Below are 22280 nucleotides of genomic sequence, written 5' to 3'. Positions count from 1 at the left end.
GGCCTGTGGTGAAACGCGGCCCGCATGATCCCGGGGCTAGGTAAACAAAGCATCACGATCGGCAGCGCCCCCACCTGCGATGTGGTGCTCGTCGCTCCCGGCGTCCTGCCCGAGCACGCGCGCATCGTCCACCAGGGCGGCGGCAAGCTGCTCTTCCTCTGCGGTCAAGGGCCCGCGTCGGCCAACGGGCGGCCCCTCGCGCCGGGCGAGCAGGTCCCGTTCGACTTCCGCACCCAGTTCGTCGTCGCGCAGGCGCCGGTCCCGCTCAACCACCCGGCCATCACGCTGATGATGGCGTCGCCCGGTCAGCTCGCGCCCGCGCCCGGACAGGTCGTGATCGGGCGAGACCCCGCGCGCGCCTCCCTGGTGCTCCAGCACCCGAGCGTCTCGAGCCAGCACGCCACCGTCACGCTCGATCGCATGATGGTCATCGACCACAACTCGACGAGCGGCACCTACGTGGGCGCGCAGCGCATCGCCCCCGGCGCGCCGACGCCCATCGATCCGCAGGGCGCCGTCGCCTTCGGGCCCGTCCCGGTCCAGATCAGCCTGCTCATGCAGTTCGCCCAGGCGGCCCGGCAGTCGTCGCTGCCCGCCGCGCCCGGCGCGAGCGCCCTGCCGCCGCAGCCCGCCGTCGTCAGCTACACGCCGCCGCAGGCCGGCTACGCGCCGCCGCCGCAGCCCGCCGCCGGCGGCTACGCGCCGCCGCCCGCGCCCGCGGCGTCGTCCGGCCCCGCCGCGGGCGCGCCCGGCAGGAAGAACAAGACGGTCCTCGGCCAGCTCGACTTCTCCGGCGGCGGGCCGAACGTCAAGAAGATCGGCCGCACCCCCGACAACGACATCGTGCTCGCCCACCCCCAGGTGTCGAGCCACCACGCCCTCCTCCACTCGATCAACGGGCAGCTCTACGTCGAGGATCGCGGCAGCGCCAACGGCACCTACGTCCGCGGCAACCGCATCGCGCCCGGCCAGAAGATCGCCGTCCAGAGCGGCGAGAAGATCTACATCGGGCCGATGCCCCTCCAGATCGAGATGGGGGGCGCAGGCGCGGTCGAGGTCGTCCAGGAAGAGTACGCCGCCGACCGCTGGGCAGGGCGCCCGCTCTACGAGATCGAGGCGTGGAGCCTCGTCCTCCAGGTCCCCGACCGGGACAACCCCCAGGAGCAGAAGACGCTCCTCGACAACGTGTCGTTCAAGGCGCTGCCGGGCGACATGATCGCGCTCATGGGGCCGTCGGGCGCCGGCAAGACGACGCTCCTGCTCACCCTGAACGGCTACCTGCCGCCGACGAGCGGCGTCGTCCGCATCAACGGCGAGGACCTCTACAACATCTACGACACGCTCCGCGGCTCCATCGGTTACGTGCCGCAGGACGACCTCGTCCACCCGGAGCTCACCGTCTTCGAGGCCGTCCGCTACAGCGCGAAGTTCCGCCTCCCGCCCGACTACACCGAGGACGAGATCGACGCGCGCGTCGAGCAGACCATCAAGGACCTCGGCCTCGAGGGCGTCAAGAACCTCCAGATCGGCAAGCCCGAGAACAAGATCCTCTCGGGCGGGCAGCGCAAGCGCGTCAACATCGCGCTCGAGCTCGTCACCGACCCCGTCATCCTCTTCCTCGACGAGCCGACCTCGGGCCTCGCCGCCGACGACACGACCGCGCTGATCAGCCTGCTGCACGACCTCACCAAGGCCACCGGCAAGACGATCATCATGACGATCCACCAGCCGGCGAAGGACGAGTTCGAGAAGTTCAGCCACGCGCTCATCCTCGGCTACGGCGGCATCCCGATGTTCTTCGGGCCGACCCGGCCCGACGCGTACCGCTTCTTCGGCAGCTGGAAGGAGCGGCACGGCCAGCCCAACGACGTCGACAACCCGCGCGACATGTTCGAGATGCTCGCGCTCCGCGAGCGCCCCATCTTCGATCAGCTCCGCGCGCGGGACCCGAACGCGTCGCGCGGCGAGGCGAGGCGGCTCGCGGCCCTCGAGTGGCGCAAGGAGTTCTTCAGCGACGCAAACCCGACGTACCGGCGGATGTACTCCGGCCGGCGGGAGATCGGCACCGGGCAGGGGCAGCGCGGCATCCCGGCCGGCCGCGCCACGACCAAGGGGCAGCTCGGGCTGCTCCTGTCGCGCTACTTCAAGGTGAAGAAGCGCGACGTCGGCGGGACCCTGATCATGCTCCTCCAGGCCCCGATCATCGGCATCCTGCTCGCGATCGTCTTCGGCGGGCAGGAGAAGGCGATCCCGGCGTGGTGCCTCGGCGCCCTCCAGGAGCTCGGCCGACGCGCCGGCGGCGCGGATCAGAGCACCGACATCCTCAAGGGGATGGAGGCCACCACCGATCACACCGCGGCGATCTTCTTCCTCGTCGTCGCCGCGGTCTGGTTCGGGACGTCGAACGCGGCGCGCGAGATCGTCAGCGAGCGGGCCATCTACCTCCGCGAGCGCATGGTCAACCTGGGGCTCGTCAACTACGTGCTCTCCAAGTACCTGCTGCTCGCCGGGTTCTGCCTCGTCCAGTGCACGATCCTGCTCGCGATCGTGTTCTTCGCCCTCGGCTTCCACGGCGGCATGCAGGCGTTCGCCATGCAGCTCGCCGCGCTGACCGCCACCTCGCTCAGCGCCGTCGCGATGGGGCTCCTCCTCTCGACGGTGGTCGCCTCGTCCGAGGCGGCCATGGCGCTCACGCCGATCGCGCTCATCCCGCAGGTCGTCCTCGGCGGGCTCATGGTCCCGATGACGACCGTGCCGCACCTCCGGCCGCTCATGTACATCATCCCGGCGCGCTGGGGCTTCGAGGGCGCGATCGCGCCGGAGCGGCTCGCCGTCGCGGAGGACCCGGCCTGGGTCATCGATCTGCACCGCACCGACACGAGCGCCGCGGACTTCATCGAGGGCGGCAAGTTCAAGTGCTCCATCGCGCAGATGGCCGCCGACAACTACGCGGGCGCGTGGGGCTTCACCACGTACGATCAGACCTGGATCCCCTTCGCGGTCCTCGCCGGGATGACCGTCATCATCCTCGTCACGCTCTGCGCGGTGCTCAAGCGGCGCGACCCGGTGTGACCTCGTGACGAAGCAGGAGCCGGCCCACGCCCGCACCGATGTCGATGGCCCGCTCCCGGGCGCGCGCCCTCGAGGGCCCCGCGCCGCGGCGCTGCTCTCGCTCGCGCTCGCCGCGCTCTCGCCGGCCGCGGCGCGCGCGCAGCAGCAGGAGCAAGGCCAGCAGGGCCAAGGCGAGCCGCAGGCGCCCGAGGGCCCGACGAGCGTGCCCCGGGGCGAAGGCGGCGCGATCGTCACGCCGCCCGCTCCCACGGCCGCGCCGGCGGGGCGGGCGACGCCGCCGCGGGCGCTCAACTACACGCCCCCGGCGTACCCGCCCGAGGCCGAGAAGCAGGGGCTCGAAGGGTCGGTGACCCTGCAGCTCGACATCGATCGCAACGGGCGCGTGAAGCAGGCGATCGTCGTCGAGAGCGCGGGGCACGGGTTCGACGAGGCGGCGGTCGCCGCGGCCCAGAAGCTCGAGTTCGAGCCCGCCCGCCGCGCCGACGGCACGCCCGCCGCGGCGCGCATCCTGTACCGCTACTCGTTCACCCTGAAGGCGGCCGCGCCGCCGCCCGCCGCCGGCGAGCAGGACAGGCCCGCCGAGAACCTCCGCGGCACCGTGCTCGCCAGCGGCGGCGACGTCCCGCTCGCCGGCGCCACCGTGTCGGTCGCGCGCGTCGCCGGCGCGGGCGCCGCGCCGGGCGCCGCGCCGCCGGAGCGCACGACCGACGAGGGCGGCGGCTTCGTCTTCGCCGAGCTGCCGCCCGGGCGCTACCAGGTCACCGTCGCCGCGCCCGGCTTCGAGCCGCTCTCGGTCGAGGAGGACATCGCCGCGGGCGAGCAGCTCGAGGTGAAGTACCGCCTCCTGCCCCGCGGCGAGGGCCTCGAGGTCACCGTCCGCGGCGACAGGCCGCCGCGCGAGGTCACGAAGCGCACGCTCGAGCAGCGCGAGATCAACCGCATCCCCGGCACGAACGGCGACGCGCTGCGCTCGCTCCAGAACCTGCCGGGCGTGGCGCGCCCGCCCACCCTCGCCGGCCTGCTGATCGTGCGCGGCTCGGGCCCGCAGGACACGCAGACCTTCGTCGACGGCACGCAGGTGCCGCTCATCTACCACTTCGGCGGCCTCTCCTCGGTCGTGCCGACCGAGATGCTGGAGAAGATCGACTTCTACCCCGGCAACTTCAGCGCCAAGTACGGCCGCGTGCAGGGCGGCATCGTCGACGTCGCCCTGCGCTCGCCGAAGGAGGACGGCGCGCTCCACGGCCTCGCGCAGATGGACCTCATCGACGCGCGCGTCCTGCTCGAGGGGCCGGTGCCGTTCCTCAAGAACACGCGCTTCATGGTGGCGGGCCGGCGGAGCTACATCGGCGAGTCGTTCGGCCCGGTGCTCGAGGCCGCGGGCGCGGGGGTGACGCAGGCGCCCGTCTACTACGACTACCAGGCCCTCCTCGAGACCGAGCCGACGCCCTCGTCGCGCCTCCGCCTCACCTTCTTCGGCTCGGACGACGCGCTCGAGCTGCTCCTCAGCGACCCGGCGCCCAACGAGCCGGCCCTCTCGGGCAACGTCGGGCTGCACACCGCGTTTCAGCGCCTGCAGCTCCGCTACGATCACGAGCTCACCGATCGCGACCGGCTCGACGGCGTGCTCGCGATCGCGCGCGACGACGCCGATTTCGGGGTCGGGCCGCTCTACTTCCAGCTCGATCTCAAGACGCTCTCCGGCCGCCTCGAGTACGCGCGGCGGCTGTCCAAGGGCGCGGTCCTCAACGCGGGGCTCGACGTCTTCGCCGGCCTCTACGCGGTGAACCTGCGCGCCCCCGCGCCGAACCGCCCCGGCGAGCCGCCGAACCAGCCGTTCTCGACGCGCACCCTCCAGGAGGTCTCGCGCGACGGCAGCTTCTTCTACCCCGCGGGCTACGTCGAGCTCGAGTTCGCCCCGAGCCCCCGGGCGAAGATCGTCCCGGGCCTGCGCCTCGACTACCAGGACCTGAACGAGCAGCTCACCGTGAGCCCGCGCGTGAACGGGCGCGTCGACGTGGTCCAGGGGTTCCCGCGGACGACGGTGAAGGGCGGCGTCGGCGTGTTCCACCAGCCGCCGCAGTTCCAGGAGGTGATCCCGCCGCTCGGCAACCCGGGCCTGAAGTCGACCCGGGCGCTGCACTACGCGGCCGGCGTCGAGCAGGAGATCACCCGGCACATCGAGGCGTCGGCCGAGGGGTTCTACAAGCAGCTCGACGCGCTCGTCGTCGGCGTGAACCGCCCCGGATCGATCCAGCTCGATTACCAGAACGCCGGCTCCGGCAGGGTCATCGGGGGCGAGTTCCTGCTCAAGTACAAGCCCGACGATCGCTTCTTCGGCTGGGCCGCGTACACGCTGTCGCGCAGCACGCGGGTGCCCGGGCTCGGCGAGCCGGAGCGGCTCGTCTCGTTCGATCAGACGCACATCCTGACGGTGCTCGGCAGCTACCGCCTCGGCGACGGCTGGGAGTTCGGCGCGCGGTTCCGGCTGGTCTCCGGCAACCTGGTCACGCCCAACGTGTGCAACGTCAACGAGCAGAGCTGCGACGCATACCGCACCAACGCGCTCTTCTACGCGCCCACCGGGACCTATACGCCGATCCCGTTCTCCGGCCCGAGCAGCGAGCGGCTCCCGGCGTTCCACCAGCTGGACCTGCGCCTCGACAAGTCGTGGAAGTTCAAGCGCTGGCAGCTCTCGGCCTACCTCGACGTGCAGAACGTCTACAACAACGCGAACAGCGAGGCGATCCAGTACAACTACAACTACACCGCCCGCCAGTACGTCACGGGGTTGCCCATCTTGCCGAGCTTCGGGCTGCGAGGAGAGTTCTGAGATGCGATCGAGGCGGGCGATGAGCGGCGCGGGCGGCGCGGGCGGCACGGCGAAACACGCCGGCGCGGGCCGAGGGCGCGGGTGGCGGCGCGCGGTGCTCGGGACGCTCGCGCTGGGCGCGCTCGCCGCGCCGGCGATCTCCTCCGGGTGCGTCGCGGGCTTCGACCCGCCGAGCCTCGTGAACGGGCTCCGCGTCTTCGCCGTGGTCGCCGACGTCGCCCCGACCGAAGACCACCCGGAGGCGAGCTCTTCGTACGCAACCCCCGGCGCTCAGGTCACCTTCAGGATCCACTACCAGGACGGCCTCGGCGGCCCCGAGGAGGGGTCGCGGCCGGTCTCGGTCTACTGGTTCGGCGGGTGCGAGAACCCGGTCGGGGACGACTACTACGGCTGCTATCCGCAGCTCGCAGCGCTCGCCCCGGAGATCGCTGCCTGGTTGAAGCGCCTCGAGACCGACCCGAAGGCTCCGCTGCCCGAGCTCAACGGCGTGCCCATCGGCATCTTCAGCGACACGTACACGATCACCATCAGCGACACGATCCTCGACGGCCGCGAGGCGCCCGCCACGGGGGGCCCGCGGTTCGGGAGCGCGTACGTCTTCTTCGTCGCCTGCACCGGGCAGCTCCGCGCGGTGCAGGACCAGGGCACCGGGCGCGCCGGGACCTTCCCCGTCGGGTGCTTCGACGCCGACGGGCGGAGGCTCGGCCCGGACAGCTTCGTGCCCGGCTACACGCAGGTCTACGTCTTCGAGGACGGCCGCACGAACGAGAACCCGGAGATGCAGGGGCTCACCTTCGACGGCGACGAGATGTCGGAGGACCTGGCCGCGATCCCGACGGTGGAGCGCTGCCCCATCGACCGCGATGAGCGGCGCGACACGGGGTGCAGCGCGGAGGATCCGTTCACCGCCTGCACCACCCACGCGATCGACGCGATCATCCCGCCCGACGTGGCGGAGGACGACCTCGACGCGAAGCAGAAGGCGCTGAAGGAGATCGTCTGGGTCAACTACTTCGCCGACATGGGCGACCTCGACGGGGGCATCAAGCTCGTGAGCGACGCGGCCGAGGGGTACCTCGGCGACCACGCCGTGACGTGGATCCCGCCGTCCGAGCCGGGCGTCGCCACGATCACCGCGGTCCTGCGCGACGCGCGCGGCGGCTCGTCGGTCGTGCAGCGCCTCGTGCGCGTGAGGTGACGGCGGGCCTGGCGGCGCGCTCGCGGTCGCGCGCGCGGCGGGCGACGCGAAGCGCGCGGCGCGCGGGCCCGTCGGCGTCGCGGCGGAGGGCGTCGTCATTCGGAGAGGGAGCCGTCGTCATCCGAGGTGGCGCCCGTCGTCATCCGGCCTGGAGCCGTCGGCATCCGGCCCGGAGCCGTCGGCATCTGGGCTGACCCGTGTCGGCATCCGGCCGGAGGACGTCGGCATCCGGCCGGGGCACGTCGTCATCCGGTCCGGAGCCGTCGTCGTCCGGCCGGGAGCCGTCGTCGTCCGGCCGGGAGCCGTCGTCATCGGGGCCGGGACACGTCGTCATCCAGCGGGGAGCTCGTCGTCATCCGGCGAGGAACCCGTCGTCATCTGGCCAGGAGCCGTCGTCGCGCGAAATCAGGGCGTCGTCGTCCAGAGCCGGCGACGTCGTCATCCAGAGCCGGCGACGTCGTCATCCGGAGCCGGCGACGTCGTCATCCGGAGCCGGCGACATCGTCATCCGGCGATGAGGTCGGGCGCGGCGCGTGTGGACCGCCGGATCGAGGCGCCGATATGCTCGCCGCACCGTGAGCAAGGTCACCGCGCTCGGGATGGACACGATCACCGAGAAGTCCGGCCACCAGATGACGGGCATGGCGGTGAGCGTGTGCACGACGCCCGCGGCGCCGAGCGCGGTGCCCATTCCTTATCCGACCGCGGGCACGGTGGCCGAGGGCGTCATCGACGCGCCGATGCGCACGAAGATCGACGGCGCGAAGATCCTGACGGTCGGCGGGTGCATGAAGGCGTGCCACGGCAACGAGCCGGGCACGCTGAAAGAGGTGGTCAGCCTCAACACCGGCGGGCCGTGCTTCCCGTGGCTCGGGGCGCCCAACGTGCTCATCGAGCTCGGCATGGCCGGCATCACCGGCAGCATGGGGCAGATGAACAAGTCGGTCACGGTGGGGGCCGGCACGAGCGCGAGCGGCGCCGGCGGGGCGGGCGCAGGGGGCAGGCACGCGGCAGGCGGGGCGGGCGGACCTGGCGCGCGGGGGCCGCAGGGGGCGAGCAACAAGGGCGGCGGCGGGGGCGGGGGCCATCAAGGCGCGGGGCCGCCGGACCCGCCGGCGCCGCCGGGCGCGGAGGGGCAGGCCAAGGCGGGGCATCCGGTCGACGTGATCACCGGGGCGATGTACACGACACCCGCGGTCGACGTCGATCTGCGCGGCCCGCTGCCGCTGCAATGGGCGCGGCAGTACCGGAGCTCCGCGGTCCGCCGGCAATGCGGCATCGGGTGGGGGTGGACGCACGCGTTCGCGTGGTCGGCCGAGATCGGTCCGGCGAGCACCACCGTCGTCGACAGCGAGGGCAGCCCCCTCGTGTTCCCGCGCCTCGAGCAAGGCGAGTACGCGCTGGCGCCGTTCGGGCGGCGCCTGGAGCGGCGAGGTGACGACCTGGTGCTGGTCACGCGCGATCGCGTCGAGCGCGTGTTGCGGCGCGCCGGCGAGGGGCGCTTTCGGTTGGAGGAAGTGCGCGACCTGGCCGGCAACACGACGGCGCTCACCTGGGACGGCGAGGAGCTCGTCGCGCTCACCGACTGCGTCGGGCGCCGCGTCGCGCTGGAGCGCGACGGCAGGGTCGTCTCGCTCTGGATCGTGGTCACCGATGCCGACGGCAACGAGCACCGGCGGCTCGGGGTTGCCTACGAGCTCGACGCGCGCGGCGATCTCGCGCGCGTCGTGGACAGCGGCGGCGCCGAGACGGCGTACCGCTACGACGAGGAGCATTTCCTCGTCGAGGAGCGCCTTGCCGACGGGCTCGTCTATCACTTCCGCTACGAGGACGGCCCCGACGGCAAGCGCCGCTGCGTCGAGACGTGGGGCGAGCTGCCGGGCCGCGACGTGCTCGCCGAGCTCTCCGGCGCCGCGGAGAGCGGCGCGGGGGCGGGCGCCGGCGATGCGGGCGCGGGGACGCACGGGCATCGAGGCGCGAAGGGGATCTTCCACATGCGCCTCGCGTACGGGCCGGAGCCGTTCTCGTCGCGGGTGACCGACGGCACGGGCGGCGTGCACCGCTACGAGGGCAACGCGCTCGGGCTCGTCACCAGATACACCGATCCGCTCGGCCGCGTGACGCGGCTGTCGTCCGACGCGCAGGGGCACGTGACGGCAGTGTGGGACGCGATGGGCTACGTCGAGCAGGCGCGCGTCGACCCGATGGGGCGGCTCCTGTCGGCGACGGACGCGCTGGGGCGGTCGACCCGGCTGCGCCGCGACGAGCAGGGGAACGCCGTCGAGCTCGCCGACCCGGCCGGCGCGCGCTGGGCGATGCAGCACGACCGCGCCGGCAGGATCGTGCGACGGACCGATCCCTCGGGCGGCGTGACGACCTGCGCGTACGACGAGCGCGGGCTGGCCGTGAAGACGGCGGGCCCGGGCGGCGAGGAAGAGGCGCGGTACGACGCGCACGGCAACCCGATCGAGCGCGCCGACGTGCGCGGGGCGCGGTGGCGGTACCTGTGGGACCTGCTCGGCCTGCCGGTGCGGATCGAGGCGCCGGGCGGGGCGGTGCACGAGATCGCCTACGACGCGCGCGGCGACATGGTGACGGTCGCCGGCCCGCTCGGCCGGCACATGGAGCGGGCCTTCGACGCCCGCCGCAGGATCGTGACCGAGCGGCACCCGGGCGGCGGGATCAGCGCGCACCGCTACGCGGGCGAGGCGCTCGTCGAGACGGTCCTGCCGGATGGATCGCGCCTCCGGTACGGCTACGACGCCATGCTGCGGCTCACCTGGATCGAGAACGCCGCGGGCGAGCGGCACCTCTTCGAGCGCGACGCGGCGGGGCAGCTCGTGGCGGAGAGGAGCTTCGCCGGGATCGAGGTCCGCTACGAGCTGGACGCGCTAGGCCGGTGCGTGGCGCGGATCGACGCGGAGGGCCAGGCGCTGCGGCTGACGCTCGACGCCGCGGGGCAGGTCGTGCGCAGGGAGCACGACGGCGGGACCGTGGCCGAGATCGAGCACGACGAGCGCGGCTTCGTCACGCGCGCGCGGAGCGAGGTCGCGACCGTCGAGATCGAGCGCCACCCGCGCACGGGCGCGGTGGTGCGCGAGACGCAGCGCGTGGGAGGCTTCGCGTTCACCGTCGAGCGCGAGATCGACGCGCTCGGCTACGAGGTCGGGACGCGCTACTCGACCGGATGGCGCGTCGCGCGGCGGAGGGGGCCGGGCGGCGCGATGGATCAGATCGAGGTCCGCGGGCGCGACGGCGAGGTGGAGGAGGCGATCGAGATCGTCGCCGCGGAGGACGGTGAGCACGTCACGCGCTTCCGCGAGTGCGACACGGGCATCGGCGTGACCCGCGATGTGCTCGGGCGGCCGGCGCGCATCCGCGTGCTCGGGCCGCGCGGCGCGGTGCTGCGCGAGCGGACGTACGCGTGGGCGGCGCAGACGGGGGTCACCGAGATCGCCGACAGCGCGCGGGGCACGCGGGTGTACGAGCTCGACGTGCTCGGCCGGCCCGTGCGCGCGAGCGGGCTCGGCGTCGAGGAGCGGTATACGTACGCGCCGCAGGGCACGCCGATGGCGCGGCGCGAGGCGCCCTGCGCGCTCGGGCGCGGCGGCAGGAAGATCTCCACCTGCAAGGCCCGCTTCGCCTGGGATGCGCTCGGGAGGCTCGCGCGACGGATCGACGCCGAGGACGACCCGCGGCGGTGCTGGGAGTACCTCTATGACGGCGAGAACCGGCTGGTTGAGGCGCGCCGGGGGGACGGGTTCTCCGTGCGGTACGTCTACGACCCGTTCGGGCGGCGGCTGGCGACGCTGCGCAGCGACGGGACGAGCACCTTCTTCGGATGGGACGGCGATGCGGTCGTCGAGGAGGTCCACAGCGACGGCTCCTCGGTGCGGTATGTGTTCGCGGACGATGGGTACACGCCGCTGCTCGTGAGCGCGGGCGAGCGCGACGACGGCTGGCGGATCGTCGCGACCGACGCGGTGGCCACGCCCTGGCTCTACCTGAACGCCGACGGGGAGATCGACGCGATCGACCTGGACCCGTGGGGCAACGACGCGCGCGTCGAGGGGAAAGTGCCGCCGCTGCGCTTCGCGGGGCAGCGGGCCGACAAGGAGACCGGGCTGCGCTACCACCGGCACAGGGTCTATTCGCCGGAGCTCGGGCTGTTCTTGACCCCGGACCCGCTCGGGATCGAGGGGTCGCTGCATGACGTGGGGTTCGTGCCGAACGCCACCGAGTGGCTCGACCCGCGGGGGCTCGTCATCATCCTTGGCTCAGATGATCATGAATCTAGGGCAGCGGCTTACTCGCGCTCCGCGGCGACAGGCCAAGAGGTCTTGCACGCCAACGAGCTTTACGGGCCTCATAACCCCAAGGGAGTGCCTATTGTAGGCGAGCAGCACGTCGAGATCGTGGGACACGGCATAGCCGGCAAAGTCCAGTTCAAGAATGGCACATTCAACCCCGATGGGAACCCCAAAAACTGGTTCACTGGTAAAGAGCTCGGCACGGCGCTTAAAAGCGCAGGACTTGAACCAGGCGCCGAGATCATCGTTGTTGCTTGCGACGCTGCGATGACGCCGGTTAAGAGCCCAAAGCAGAGCGTTATCGCAGGAGTCAACCAAGCGACAGGCAACCCCACCGCGGGTCCCTCGGGGGTCGCATACGTCCGCCCGTATCCTCAGCAGTTCTGCAAGAGATGTCCTCCGACGCCAGGCAGGACGGGTTCTGTTGATCTCAACGATGGGCATTGGGAGCGAGCCACCGGACCATCCGACGGCACGCCCTGCGTGCGTCAAGTGGAGCTACCGAGTACACAGCATGAGAAAACGTGGCACGATCCTGACGCGCCAGTCGGTCGAGGTCGCCACGAGCATTAGGACCGTCGAGATCGTCTTACCTGCCTCCAAATTGCTGGCTCCGATCCCGCGACAAACGCCTCCGAGTTAGAGAACCAGCACGAAAGCAAAGGGATGCGCGTCCTGCGCCCAATCACCAGCACAAGGTTGAACGACGGATTGAAGTACCATCGACGTGGTGACATCAGCGCACCACCGAAGGGGTTCCGCATAGTGGACGGATTGCTCGATCCTCCCTCATCGAGGCGAAAGTGAACTCGCTGCCACACCTCGCCGAGGCGCTCTTCATCGACCGCGGCGTTTACAATGGGAAGGCCCTGAAGATTGCCGAATTTTGCCTCGCAGTGGAGATCAATGGCCGGCAAGCAGATCCCCTCCTCGTGTGTGAAGCGCGCGTTCGGCGCGCCGTCGTCATCCTGCAGGCGTGACAGCGCGTTCTCGACAGTATCCCGCAGAGTTGCCCGTCGCCCGGTGGCGGCCACCACTACACTGAACAAGGCATCGACCGGAAGGAGCTCGATCACGAGCTGGTTCCACGCGGCATCATCCTCCTCATCAGACAAGGTTGCCAGCTCTTCGTCGTTGTAACGAGGGAAGTGAACGACGACCTGGGCTGCGCGCTGTTCCCAGATCTCGCGAGGCTCATCTTCGTCGAACCAGATGCCAAAGCTCTGTGCGTACTTATCGCGGCAGGAGATTGACTCCCGCTCTCGCGCGAACGGCACCGCGAAACGAGGGTGCAGATTCATGCCGCCCACGACGGCGATGCGCCCGTCTTCGGGCACGTCCATCCTCCGCGCCTCCTCCGGCCCGAACACGCGCTCGATCTCCCTGCGCAGCTCCCCCGCCCCGCGCTCGTCCGTCCGCCCAGCCCACGCCACGGTCGCGTCAGGCGGCAGCATCCCCTCGTCGATGGGGCTCTCGTTCAAGGTTCTCACGAGCCGCGCCGCCGGGTCGTCCGGCGCCACGCCGGCGAGCGCGATCGGGCCGCCGGCCTGCCTCATCAGCCGCTTCCACGCGAGCTCCAGCGACGCCGACCAGACGAGGTTCATGCCGGGCTGGTGCGGGACGTCGAGGTGCGGGCACACGATCGTGTCAGGCGTGGAGACAGGCGCGGGTGAGCTCGCGGACATGGTGTCGCTCCTTCGGGATATCGACCGGCAGCGGGCGTTCAGTATACGTCTCACATACGTCTCACCGCCGCTGCGCGGTGGGGTGCCTCTGGGATCTGCTCGGCATGCCCGCGCGGATCGAGGCGCCGGGCGACCCGATCGATGCTGCGCGGGCGCTTGCTGCGCGGGAGATGGACCGCCAGGACCACCGTCACCCGCAGCCGGCCTCGATCTGCGAGAGCTGCTCGATGAGCTGCTCGGGGTCGCGCGCGGCGCACAGCGCGTCGGCGGCGTTGTGGCTGGCGAGCCGGGCGACCTGGGCGAGCAGCTCGAGGTGCGCGCGGCCGCCCTCGCCGCAGACGAGGACGACGAACAGCCGGAGCGGGGCGCCGCCCGGCGTCGGCACCGCGAGCGGCTCGGCCAGCGTCGCGAGCACGGCCGCGGGGCAGGCGCCGGGGACGATCGCGTGCGGGACCGCGACGCCGTTGCCGAGCGCGGTGGAGGACTCGCGCTCGCGCCGCAGGATTTCCTGGGCGAGCGCGCTCGCGGCCAGCGCGCCGCCGGGGGGCGCGAGCCGGGACGCCGCGACGTCGATGACGTCCTCGATGTGCGCGCACGAGAGGTGCAGCACGATGCGCTCGGGCGTGAGCAGCCCGCTGAGCCGCCGCGCGGACGAGACGCCGAACGGCGCGCTCACCGGGAACTCGGCGTCGATGAACGCCTTGATCCGCGCGAGCTGCGGGCCGCTCAGGTTGCGGCGCGCGAGCTCGACGAAGAGCGCGTTCGCCGCCGGGACGCGCTCGAGGTAGCGCGAGACGAGCGGCTCGACCTGGTGGCCGAGCTCGAGGAGCACCGCCGGCGGCAGATCGAGCGCGCTCGCGATCGCGGTGAGCCGGTCGGGCGTGGGGATGGCGTCGTGCCCGTGCTCGACGCGGCTCAGGTAGGCGCTGGAGACGCCGATCCGGTGCGCGAGGGCGCGCAGGCTGAGCCCCGCCTCGACGCGGAGGAGCCGCAGCGCGGCCCCGAACTCGGCGAGCGCCCGCGCCCGCGAGGCGCTCTCGGCGTCGGAGGTGGCGGGCATGGGGCTCAGGAGCGATCGGGCTCGGCCGCGAGGGCGGTCGAGAGGATCGGCGCGGACGGCGCCGGGGCCGGGGCGCGGGCGGCGGCGGGCTCGTAGCTGCGCACGACGAGCAGCGAGGTCGGGCACCCCTGGATGACGTCCTCGGCGCGGATGCCGAAGCGGCGCTGCGCGAGGCCCCACTCGGGCCCGACGCCGACGAGGACGAGATCGTAGCCGCGCTTCGACTCCTCGAGGGCCGCGTCCGCGGGGGAGTCGTGCTCGACCACCTTGAGCACCACCTTGGCCATGCGCAGCGCGCCGCCCTCCTCGCCCTCGAACACCTCGTCGACCGCCTCCTGCGCGCCGAGCGCGTCGCCGGACCCGCGCTTCGGCTTGACCACGTGGAGGATGGTGACGTCAGCGCCGACCTGCTGCGCGAGCCTGCGGGCGAGCGCGAGCGCCGCCTTGTCGTGCGCCGTGCCGTGGAACGGCACGAGCAGCTTGCGGACCGCGGTGAGCCCGCGATCGATGAGCACGCCGACGTCGGTGCGGGCGCCGCGCATGACCTCGTAGACGGTGCCGCCGAGCACGGTCTGGCTGAGCAGCGGCTTGTGCCAGCCGACCAGCACGAGGTCGGCCTGCTTCACGTCGGCGACGTTGCAGATGTCGTGGCTCGGCTTGGGCGACACGAAGGAGAGCGGCCGGACCTCGGCGCCGAGCTCCTTGGCCCGCGCGAGGAGCGGCGCGAGCGCGGCCGCGCCCTGCCGCTCGGGCTCCTGGTCGAGGTAGAACGAGCCGCGATCGGTCGGCGGGATGAGGCGCAGGGCGTAGAGGCGCCTCGCCTCGGGGCCGTGGCCGGCGAGCGCGCTCGCGAGCGTCACCATGCCGGGGCCGGAGCGCTCGTAGGAGACGCACATGAGCACGGTGAACACGTCCGCCGCGACGGGCAGGGGCGTGCGCTCGGGGACGTCGGCGAGCTCCTTCGCGAGCTCCTCCGGCGGGTAGATCCAGCGCAGGAGCGGCGTGGTCATGAAGGTGGTGACCAGCGCCATGAGCACCATCATCGTGAACAGCGTGGGCGAGATGATCCCCAGATCGAGCCCGAGGTTCAGGACGATGAGCTCCATCAGGCCGCGGGTGTTCATGAGGATGCCGAGCGCGCTGGCCTCCCGCCAGCGCTGGCCGGTGAGGCGGGCGGCCACGGCGCTGCCGCCGAACTTGCCGGCGCAGGCGACCACGATGATGAGGCCGCACATGATCCAGGCGTCGGCCGAGTTGAGCAGGCCGATCTGCGTGCGCAGGCCGCTGTAGGCGAAGAAGAGCGGGAGCAGGAAGACGACGGCGAAGTCCTCGAGCTTCTCGGCCAGGCTGTGCGCGAAGCCGGTGCCCTTCGGCATGATCGCGCCGAGCATGAAGGCCCCGAACAGCGGATGGATGCCGATCATCTCGGTCGTCCAGCTCGAGACGATGAGCAGGAGGAGCGTGACGGCGACGAGGTCCTGCGAGAGCCCTTCCTTGCTGGAGCCGCGCTCGCCGAGCCGGGCCAGGAAGGGGCGGACCACGAACATCATGCCGGCGATGTAGGCGACGGCGAAGACGGTGGTCCAGACGGCGCCCACGAGCCCGGTGGCGCGCGCGGTCGAGACGACGAACGCGAGGATGCACCAGGCGGTGACGTCGTCGACGGCGGCGCACGTGATCGTGAGGGCGCCGACCTTCGTGCCCAGCAGGCGCCGCTCGGTGAGGATGCGCGCGAGCACCGGGAAGGCCGTGATGCTCATGGCCACGCCCATGAACAGCGTGAACGACATGAACGGCACGGAGCTCTGGGAGAGCCGGGGGTACAGGTACAGCGCGAGGAGGCCGCCCAGCGCGAACGGCGCGACGATGCTCGTGTGGCTGATGATGACCGAGGCGTGGCCGCGCCCGCGCAGGAGCTTCGGATCGAGCTCCAGCCCGATGAGGAACATGAAGACGATGAGGCCGACCTCGCTCACCAGCTTCAGGAGCGGCAGCGACTCCTGGGCGAACAGCACCGCCGACGCGTCGGGGAAGAGCCAGCCGAACAGCGACGGGCCGAGCAGGATGCCCGCCGTGACCTCGGCGATGACCATCGGCTGCTCCAGCCTGCGGGCGACCATGCCCACGAGCCGCGCGCAGGCGATGATCAGGAACGCCTGGATGAGGAAGCGGCTCAGCGGGTTGTGGATCAGGATCTCCATGGGAGCGCTCCCTCCTGGTAAGTGTTAAGTTATCGCTTATCAGCGAGCCGCCTCGACTGTCAATAAAAGGATGCGTCGCGTCAAAGCAGAGCTCGCTACGGCGTATCGGCGGCGGCGCGATCGGTGGAGGCGCGTGACACCGTGAGAGCGCGGGACTGTCCCGTCGCCGGGGAACGCTCCGCCCCGTCGGCAGCCGCTGCTGAGCTCGCTGGATTCCGGGCGCCCCCGCGCGCGGCGGCGCCTACCAGTCGGTCGGCATGTAGTCTTTGAGGAACTGGCCGTAGACGTGCTGGCCGCTCAGGAGCCCGGAGAAGATGGGGTCGCAGATGCGGGCGGCGCCGTCGACGATGTCGAGCGGCGGGTGGAAGCCGTGCTCCTCCAGCTTGCGGGCCGCGAGCGCCGCGGGGTCCTCGTCCGTCACCCACCCGGTATCGACGCTGTTCATGAAGATGCCGTCCTTCGCGTAGTCGGGCGCGGAGGTGCGCGTCATCATGTTGAGCGCGGCCTTGGCCATGTTCGTGTGAGGGTGCCTGTCCGTCTTGTAGCGGCGGTAGAACTGCCCCTCCATCGCCGAGACGTTGACGATGTGCCTGTCGAACGTCGGCTGTCGCAGCATGAGCGGCTTCAGCCGGGAGTTCAGCACGAACGGGGCGACCGCGTTCACGAGCTGGACCTCGAGCAGCTCGACGGTCGGGACCTCGGCGAGGGTCAGCCGCCAGCTGTTCATCGTCCGGAGGTCGACCTGCTGGAGGTCCGCGTCGTAACGCCCTCTGGGGAAGAGCACGTCGTCGAGGGGCTCGTCGCCCGGGGCGGGGACCTGGGAGAGCAGCGCCGGCTCGCGGAGGCCGGCGGCGGGGTCGCCGCCGGCGACGAGGGGGAGCTCGCCGCGCGCGCGGAGGCCGTCGTAGGCCTGGAGCAGCGGCCGGGCGGCCTCCGGGAGGGCGTGGACCGGCGCGGTCTCGCCTTCGATGAGGTGCGCGTAGAAGCCCGGCGGGCGCCGCACGGTCTGGCAGGCGTTGTTGATGATGAAGTCGAGCCGGTCGCGCGTGAGGAGGAGGTGCCGCGTGAAGCGCTCGACGCTCGGCGTGTGGCGGAGATCGAGGCCGTAGATCTCGAGCCGAGAGGCCCAGACGTCGAAGTCGCGCTCGGACGAGAAGCGGCGGGCGGCGTCGTGCGGGAAGCGGGTCGTGACGATCACCCGCGCGCCGGCGCGGAGCAGCATGATCGCCGCCTGATAGCCGATCTTCACGCGGGCGCCGGTGACCAGCGCGACGCGGCCGTCGAGCGGCGCGGTCTGGCTGCGCTTGCGGTAGTTGAAGTCGCCGCAGGGGCCGCACATCGAATCGTAGAAGAAGTGCACCTTGCGGAACTCGGCCTTGCAGACGTAGCACTTGCGCGGCTTCGCGAGCTCCGGCCCGCCGGGCTCGCCCGGCGGCGCGGGATCGTCCGCGGGGGGCGGCGCGGGATCCTCCGCGGGCGGCGGCGCCGACGGCGCGAGCAGGGGGGCGGAGACGGCGGACGCGGCCAGCGCGGGGGCGTCCGGCGTACGGAACACGGGCTCGCGGCGGGCGGCGCGGATGCCGACCGCGTCGAGGAGCGCGGTGTCGGCGGACCTCCGAGCGCGCCGATCGCCCTTGCGGAACGCCCTGGCGAGCTCTCGCTGCTCGGCGCGCTCCGGGCGCGAGACGCGGCCGGCGGCGAGGAGGAGCCGGCGGCGATCCTCGACGCCGATCGAGGCGAGCTGCGCGCGGTCGTCGACCAGGGACTCGAGCACCCGCAGGCAGGCGTCGAGATCGGCGGCGGTGAACGGCCGGCCTGCGCCGGCGGCGTCGCTCTCGGAGCTCATCGAAGCGGCGGTGCATAGCACGCGGGCGCGCGGGCGCGAACCGGCGGCGGCCGAGCGGCCGCGGCGGATCGCGCCGGCGGGAGCGCGGCGGATCAGCGCTGGTACGGGCAGGGCTTGCCGCCGTCGCCGGTCTCGACGGGAGCGCCGGTCGCGGCGTCGAGGGCGAGCGCGGTCGGGAACGGCTGGCCGCCCGGCCCCTTCGACGCCTCGGCGACCGAGAGGGAGAGGCTGTTGCCCGCGCGCTTGAACGCCCCCTGGCGCTGGATGATGCCCGACCAGATGCACGCCGCCTTCGGCGGACAGGGCGAGACGCGATCCTCCGCGGTGAAGCTGCCGCCCTTCGCGAAGGAGAGCACGCGCTCGTATTTGCGGGAGCCGCACGCCGCGGACCTCCACGTGCCGAGCAGCGGGTCGTCGCCGGGCCCAGGGCCCGCGGTCGGCGCCGCCGTGGGCTGCGCCTGCGCCGTGGGCTCCTGCGCCGTCGGCGCCGCGGTCGCCGGCGCCTGCGCGGTCGGCTCCTGCGCCGTCGGCGCCGCGGTGGTCGGCCGCTCCGAGGGCGCCGCAGGCGACGAGGCCGGCGACGGCGGCTCGGGCGACGGCTCTCGCGGGCTGTTGCCGGTGCACGCAGCGAGCGACGTGAGCAGCACGGCGAGGGGGAGGATGGCTCTTCGCGGCATGCCCGCTCATCCCATGGCGATCCAACACCCGCAAGCCGGCGCGGCGCCGGCTCGGCGTCGACGCGCGCACGCAAGCCGGCCGCGCCGAGTGCCGGGCGCGTGACGGGCCGCGGCGAGGCGCGCCCGTCCCGCTCTCGCCTCGCGCTACCCCAGCAGCGCGAGCAGGTCCTCCCGGGTCAGCGCGACCGCCCGGTCCGCCTCGCCCAGCGCGGCGCCCGCGATCGCGCGCTTCCGCTCCTGCAGGGCGAGGATCCCCTCCTCCACCGTGTCCTTCGCGACGAGCCGGTGGACCAGCACCGGGCGGTGCTGCCCGATGCGGTGGGCCCGGTCCGCCGCCTGGTCCTCGACCGCCGGGTTCCACCAGGGATCGAGCAGGAAGACGTGATCCGCCGCGGTCAGGTTCAGGCCGGTGCCGCCCGCCTTGAGCGAGATGAGCATCACCGGCGGGCCGCCCGGCGACTGGAACGCGTTGACCACGCCGGCGCGGTCGCGCGTCGCCCCGTCGAGGCGGCTCCACGGGATCCCCGCCTCGGTGAGGTGCGGCTCGACGAGGTCGAGCAGCGAGGTCCACTGCGAGAAGACGAGCGCCTTGTGGCCGTCCGCCACGCACTCCTCCAGCGCCGCGAGCAGCCGCATCACCTTGGACGAAGGCGCGCTCCGCGCCGCGGGCGCCGCGCCCGCCTCCGCGGGGCCGGCGCCCGACCCCGGGATCAGCGCCGGGTGGCAGGCGGCCTGGCGCAGGCGGAGCAGCGCCTCCAGCGCCGCCATGACGCTCGCCCCCTGCGCGAGCCGCTCCACGACGTCCTTGCGCGTCGTCGCGCGCACCGCCTCGTAGAGCTCGCGCTCGGCCTCCTCGAGCTCGCAGTAGAGCACCATCTCCGAGCGCGGCGGCAGCTCGGGCGCCACCTCGCGCTTCAGCCGCCGCAGCACGAAGGGGCGGATCTTCTGCCGCAGCTCCGCCGCCGCCCCGGCCGCGCCCTCGGCGATCGGCCGCCCGTAGCGCTCCTGGAAGGCGCTGCGCCCGCCGAGCAGGCCGCGGTTCGTGAAGTGGAGCAGGCTCCAGAGCTCGTCGAGCCGGTTCTCGACCGGCGTGCCGCTCAGCGCCACGCGCAGCTCGGCGCGCAGCGCGAACGCCGCGCGCGCCGCCTGGCTGTCGGGGTTCTTGATCGCCTGCGCCTCGTCCAGCACCACGATGGCCCACGCCTGCGCCGCGAGCAGCTCGACGTCGTTGCGGAGCACGGCGTAGGTCGTCAGCGTGACGTCGGCCGCGGGATCGAGCGCGCGCCGCGCGCCGTGGTAGATCGCGAACCTGAGGCCGGGGCGGAACCGCCGGATCTCGTCGGCCCAGTTGTGGACGACGCTGCGCGGGCACACGACGAGCGTCCGGCCGCGCACCGCGCAGAGCGTCTGCAGCGTCTTGCCGAGCCCCATGTCGTCGGCGAGCACCGCCCCGAGCCCGGCGTCGCGCAGGAACGACAGCCAGTCGACGCCGCGCCGCTGGTACGGGCGCAGCGTCGCGGTCAGGTCGGCCGGCAGCGGCGCCTCCGGGAGCGACGCGAAGCCGTCGAGCAGCGGCATGAGCTTGTCGAAGCCGGACGGGCGCGGGTACTCGATCTCGTCGCACAGGGCGGCCAGCGCCGGGAGCGCCGCGGGCGGCACCTCCTTGTCGTCGCGCCGCGCCGCGAGCAGGTCGGCGACGCGCGCGCCGTACTTCTCGAGCCACGCCCCGGGCAGCGGCGCCCACCCGCCGCCGAGGAGCGGCACGAGCGGCAGGCCGTCCTGCCACGCCCGGATCACGGCCGCGGCGTCCGCGCGCCTCGGCGGCGCGCCGGCGCCCTCGCCCGCCTCGCCCTCCCCGTCCTCGCGGCCGGTCGAGAGCTCGAACTCGACGTCGAAGGCGCGGTCGTCGATGACGAAGCGCGGCACCAGCTCGGCCTTGCCGAAGAGCTCGCCGCGCGCGTCGGCGAAGGCGCGGGCGTCCCACGCCTCGAGGCGCGAGGCGAAGCGGATCGCCTCGGCGCCGTCGAAGTCGACCCGGCGGCCCGGGATGAGGTGCAGCTCGTCGCGCAGCCGGATGAGCAGCTCGCGCTCCGCGGCCTCGTCGCGGACGGGCACGGGGCCGGACAGGTGCACGAGCCGGCCGCCCTCGATCCGCGCTTCCGGCGGATCGCCGTACACGAGGCTGGGCACGACCGAGAGCGTGTGATCCTTCTGGCTGAGATCGAGGAGGATCCGCGGCTTGGACGCGCCGCCCGCGCGGGGCAGGCGCTGGCTCTGGACGGTGACCGGGACGCGCTTGGTCAGCTCGGGCAGGACCTGGGTCACGAGCTTGCCGAGGTCGCCCCGCGAGAAGACCCGCCGGAGCGGCAGCCGCTCGAGCTTCGGGCCCGTGAGGTCCGTCTCCCGGAGCAGGTGCAGCGTGCCGCCGCACCGGACCACGCCCGACGCGATCACCTCGTCGACGCGCGGGTCGCGCTCCACGACGAGCGCCACGCCGTCGTCGTGATCGCGCACCGCCGCGCGGGGGCCGATCGCCTCGCTGGAGACGCGGATGGGCGCGCCGTCGAGCTCCACGTCGGCGACGCCGGCGAGCGCGGCGAAGAGCTCGGGCTGGCGATCCGAGGGGAAGTAGCCGTGCTGCTTGGTGCCCACGAGCCGATCGATCGCGAGGTCCTCGTGCGTCGGGTAGAGCTCGGGCAGCCTCGGTCCGGGCCGCTCGGCCCCCGCCGGGGCCCTGACGCCGCGCCCGGCGAGGCTGGCGAGCGAGCTCCGGAGCGGCTCCTCGGCGCCGCTCGCGTGGACGATCATCCGCTCGAGCGCGAGCACGAGGCCCTTGCGCCGGAGCCGGTAGCGCAGCCGCGCCGCCGGGGCCGCCACGGTGGCGGCGCCGCCCTGCGCGGCCGGCTGCCCCTGCGCCGGCTGCCCCTGCGCGGCCGGCTGCCCCTGCGCCGGCTGCCCCTGCGCCGCCGGTTGCGAGAGCGCGATGGCTGCCGCGACGGCATGGGCGCAGGGATCGACCCTGCCGCCGCAGTCGCACGTCCACTCGGCGTCCGCGGGGTAGAGGGTGACGGTGGGCGCGACCGGCTGGCCGGCGGCCTTGACGCGGACCACGACGGCGTCGCCGCGGTCCTCCCGGCCGAAGGCGGCGCCCTCGCGGGCGAGCTTCACGCCCTGGGACCAGAGGCCCGGAAGACAGGCTTTTCGGATGGCTTCGAGAAGACCCTGCACAGCGACTCCAGGCGCCGACCACCTGCCCTGGCGAGGCGCGCGCTCGCGCGCTCTCCGGGGGCCGACGCCACTTCTTGAGAATGTTCACAGGAAGACGGAGAGGACGGGAAGAGGCTCGGGCGCCTTTTTCCGCCGCCCCGCCTTCCAGAGTCCAGGAGCTTGCCCGGCGA

General features: G+C 72.8%; 10 protein-coding genes. 4 read left to right on the top strand and 6 right to left on the bottom strand.

Annotated features, from left to right (window positions below; genetic code table 11):
• Positions 1-24: 24 nt before the first annotated feature.
• The 4 genes from NQZ70_RS15540 (at position 25) to NQZ70_RS15525 (ending at position 11986) form a co-directional block, all read left to right on the top strand.
• Complete coding sequence (locus NQZ70_RS15540; RefSeq protein ID WP_129574906.1) at positions 25-3072, top strand: FHA domain-containing protein; 3048 nt, start codon at positions 25-27, stop codon at positions 3070-3072.
• Between the two features lie 4 nt (positions 3073-3076).
• On the top strand, positions 3077-5905 hold the full coding sequence (locus tag NQZ70_RS15535; protein ID WP_129574905.1) for a TonB-dependent receptor domain-containing protein: 2829 nt from the start codon (positions 3077-3079) through the stop codon (positions 5903-5905).
• Position 5906: 1 nt separating this feature from the next.
• A complete protein-coding gene (locus NQZ70_RS15530; protein WP_129574904.1) occupies positions 5907-7103 on the top strand; it encodes a hypothetical protein in 1197 nt (398 codons plus the stop codon).
• 575 nt (positions 7104-7678) lie between these two features.
• Positions 7679-11986 carry a PAAR-like domain-containing protein gene (locus tag NQZ70_RS15525; protein ID WP_129574903.1) on the top strand — a complete coding sequence of 1436 codons (4308 nt, stop codon included), beginning with the start codon at positions 7679-7681 and terminating at the stop codon, positions 11984-11986.
• Here NQZ70_RS15525 and NQZ70_RS15520 read toward each other — a convergent pair.
• The 6 genes from NQZ70_RS15520 to NQZ70_RS15495 all read right to left on the bottom strand — a co-directional run bounded on the left by NQZ70_RS15520 (position 11983) and on the right by NQZ70_RS15495 (position 22110).
• Entirely contained in the window at positions 11983-13098 is a 1116-nt protein-coding gene (locus tag NQZ70_RS15520) for a hypothetical protein (protein WP_129574902.1), read from the bottom strand. The two genes, NQZ70_RS15525 and NQZ70_RS15520, sit on opposite strands and share 4 nt — an antisense overlap.
• 190 nt (positions 13099-13288) lie before the next feature.
• Complete coding sequence (locus NQZ70_RS15515) at positions 13289-14158, bottom strand: PTS sugar transporter subunit IIA (protein ID WP_129574901.1); 870 nt, start codon at positions 14156-14158, stop codon at positions 13289-13291.
• 5 nt (positions 14159-14163) lie between these two features.
• Complete coding sequence (locus tag NQZ70_RS15510; protein WP_129574900.1) at positions 14164-16359, bottom strand: cation:proton antiporter; 2196 nt, start codon at positions 16357-16359, stop codon at positions 14164-14166.
• A gap of 241 nt (positions 16360-16600) precedes the next feature.
• Positions 16601-18205 (bottom strand): SDR family NAD(P)-dependent oxidoreductase, encoded by a 1605-nt coding sequence (locus NQZ70_RS15505; protein WP_237245333.1) that lies wholly within the window; start codon positions 18203-18205, stop codon positions 16601-16603.
• A gap of 92 nt (positions 18206-18297) precedes the next feature.
• Positions 18298-18882, bottom strand: coding sequence for a hypothetical protein (locus tag NQZ70_RS15500; RefSeq protein WP_165373974.1), 585 nt, complete (start codon positions 18880-18882; stop codon positions 18298-18300).
• A 144-nt stretch (positions 18883-19026) separates the two neighbouring features.
• Positions 19027-22110, bottom strand: a complete 3084-nt coding sequence (locus tag NQZ70_RS15495; protein ID WP_129574898.1) for a DEAD/DEAH box helicase — start codon at positions 22108-22110, stop codon at positions 19027-19029.
• Between the last annotated feature and the right edge of the window lie 170 nt (positions 22111-22280).

Origin of the sequence: Sorangium sp. So ce836 (assembly GCF_028553905.1) — a bacterium.
Lineage (GTDB): Bacteria > Myxococcota_A > Polyangia > Polyangiales > Polyangiaceae > Sorangium > Sorangium cellulosum_D.
The sequence above is the reverse complement of the archived record's forward strand: the minus strand, read 5'-3'. Positions and strand labels throughout refer to the sequence as shown.